Source organism: Kitasatospora sp. NPDC056783 (assembly GCF_042789895.1).
GTDB lineage: Bacteria > Actinomycetota > Actinomycetes > Streptomycetales > Streptomycetaceae > Kitasatospora.
Genome location: NZ_JBHUAF010000641.1, coordinates 1 through 2392, shown reverse-complemented (window position 1 = coordinate 2392; position 2392 = coordinate 1). Strand labels below are relative to the sequence as shown.

Sequence of the window (2392 nt, the reverse complement as noted above, 5' to 3'; positions counted from 1 at the left end):
TCAGCCACGTGATCATTCTGACCGCCCGGAGCCGCCAGCCGCAGCACCCGGGCGCCTGGTCACAAGAGGGCGAACGTTGTCTGATGCGGCACTAGCTACGAAGTGCTGCTGCAGACCATCTCGGCCACCCGCACCAGCACCGGACTGACCGTCCAGGCCGTCCTCGACGAGAACGAGTACCCCACCGGCCGGACGCTCACCAAAGCCGAGCGCGTGGCGCTCCTTCAGCGTGTCGAGCGCGATGACTTCCACGGGGAGTGGAACTACACCATCGCCCCGCACGACCCCGGACAGGAACCGCCGGTCGAGCAGGAACAGGCGAAGGCACCCCCGATCCCGGTCGAGGCCACCTTCCTGCTCACCCATCCGGCCCTGACCGGCATGTCCCGCGAGCAGTTCGACCAGCTCGTGCAGGAACTCGAGCCCTGCCGCCGGATCCTGGCCGAGGCCGAGCGGGAGAAGAGGAAGGGCATCAACCGGCGCGGATACAACCCCGGGGTCGGCTACCTCGACCACCGCCACCGCGTGCTGGTCGCCGTCCTGCACCATCGCAACACCGTCACCCTGACCCTGGCCGCGCAACTGCTCGGTCGAGTACCCACGAGCTTGAACTACCACGCACACCGCACCAAGCCATTGCTCGCCTTCGCCAGCCCGGGCATCGCCGCCGCCCTGGCCTCTCCCAGACGGACCCATCCACCCCGCACGATCGACGCCCTCCAGAACGCGATCGCCGACCACGAAAGCAACATCAAATCAGGCAGTAGTTAACTTACGAGTCCTCACCAGTTGGTCTCGCCCGCGAAACACTTGGCCGCCCGGCGCAGGATCTCGCGCTCCAGCTCCAGCTCCCGGACCTGCTTGCGCAGACGGGCGATCTCGGCGTCCTTGGCCGCATCCGCGGCGGGTTCCGGCCGGGTGGGCTGTTCCGCCGTCTCGGCGGTCTTGATCCACTGGCGCAGGGTCTCGTGGTTCACGCCCAGGTCCTTGGCCACCGACGCGACGGTCCGCCCCGGGCTGGAGCGGTACAGTGCGACAGCATCGGCCCGGAACTCAGCCGAGTACTTATACGTCCCCAACGGGAACTCCTGTTCTCCGGATCATCACGATCCAAGTGTCCAGGGTGTCCACGTTCCGGGGGAAACCTCCCGGTTCGAACCCAAGTCCTACGGGTTCCGGCCGGGCAGGGGCTGCCAGGACGCGATCCAAGCGATCTTCAATGTCGCGCACGGGAAGAACCCGAAGCGGCAGTGGGTCCTGGATGCGGACCTGGCGGCGGCATTCGACCGCATCGATCACGGTCACCTCATCGAGATGCTCGGGTCCTTCCCCGCAAGGGGGATGATCGCCCGCTGGCTGAAGGCCGGGGTCATCGAGAAGGAGTGCTTCACCGCCACCGAGGAGGGAACTCCCCAAGGCGGCGTGATCAGTCCCCTCCTGCTCAACATCGCCCTCCACGGGATGGAGACGGCTGCCGGAGTCCGCTACTACACCGGCGGAACGCACGCCGGTGAGACCTTTCCGGGCTCCCCGGTCCTGATCAGATACGCCGACGACCTGCTCGCCTTCGCCCGCTCAAAGGCCGAGGCCGAGCAGATCCAGACGCGACTGGGCACCTGGTTGAACCCCAGGGGGCTGGTCTTCAACGAGGACAAGACGAGCATTGTCCACCTCGACGAAGGCTGCGACTTCCTGGGCTTCAACATCCGCCGCTACCGCGGCGGGACAGTGCTGCTGATCAAGCCGAGCAAGGCAGCCGTGCGACGAATCCGGAAGAGGCTGGCCGCTGAGGTTCACGCCCTGCGAGGGGCCAATGCCGAGGCGGTGATCCACAAGCTCAACCCGATCATCCGGGGCTGGGCGGCCTACTACCGGAGCGGGGTGTCCAGTCGCGTGTTCCAGGCGCTGGACGCCTATATGTGGAAGCTCCTCTACAAGTGGGCGACCCACACGCACCCGAACAAGTCGAAGCACTGGGTCACCGCCCGCTACTTCGGCATGTTCAACAAGGCCAGGCGAGACCGGTGGGTCTTCGGTGACCGCGACAGCGGCCGCTACCTCGCCAAATTCTCCTGGACGAAGATCGTCCGGCACCACATGGTCAAGGGCAGCGCATCGGTGGACGATCCCGCCCTCACCGACTACTGGACCGAACGACGTCGCAAACACAGGCCAGCAACTCTGCCAGCCTGCGAGCCCACAGGGCTTGCTTGAGCCGTGTGCTCGGAAACGGGCCCGCACGGTTCTGAGGGGGCGGGGACGCAGCAATGCGTCCCCGCTACCCGACCAGGCGGCCAAGGGCCAGGTCGGACTCGACCACTACCAGGTCCGGCACTTCACCTCGTGGCATCGCCACATCACCCTCGCCATGCTCGCCCTGGCCGTCCTCGCC

The 2392-nt window shown here is 66.5% G+C and carries 2 protein-coding genes and 1 pseudogene; 2 read left to right on the top strand and 1 reads right to left on the bottom strand.

The annotated features are described in order from the left end of the window. Positions 1 to 102 precede the first annotated feature (102 nt). A complete protein-coding gene (locus ACFRMQ_RS40165; RefSeq protein ID WP_380735854.1) occupies positions 103 to 771 on the top strand; it encodes a hypothetical protein in 669 nt (222 codons plus the stop codon). A 143-nt stretch (positions 772 to 914) separates the two neighbouring features. On the opposite strand, the pseudogene ACFRMQ_RS40160 reads toward ACFRMQ_RS40165, so the two are convergent. Then, positions 915 to 1031 (bottom strand): annotated as a pseudogene (locus ACFRMQ_RS40160) (transposase); the annotation flags it as partial. On the opposite strand from ACFRMQ_RS40160, the gene ACFRMQ_RS40155 reads away from it, so the two are divergent. Next, positions 988 to 2214: a reverse transcriptase domain-containing protein gene (locus ACFRMQ_RS40155; RefSeq protein WP_380735853.1), complete on the top strand. Its 1227-nt coding sequence runs from the start codon at positions 988 to 990 to the stop codon at positions 2212 to 2214. The pseudogene ACFRMQ_RS40160 and the gene ACFRMQ_RS40155 sit on opposite strands and share 44 nt — an antisense overlap. The last annotated feature ends 178 nt before the right edge of the window (positions 2215 to 2392 follow it).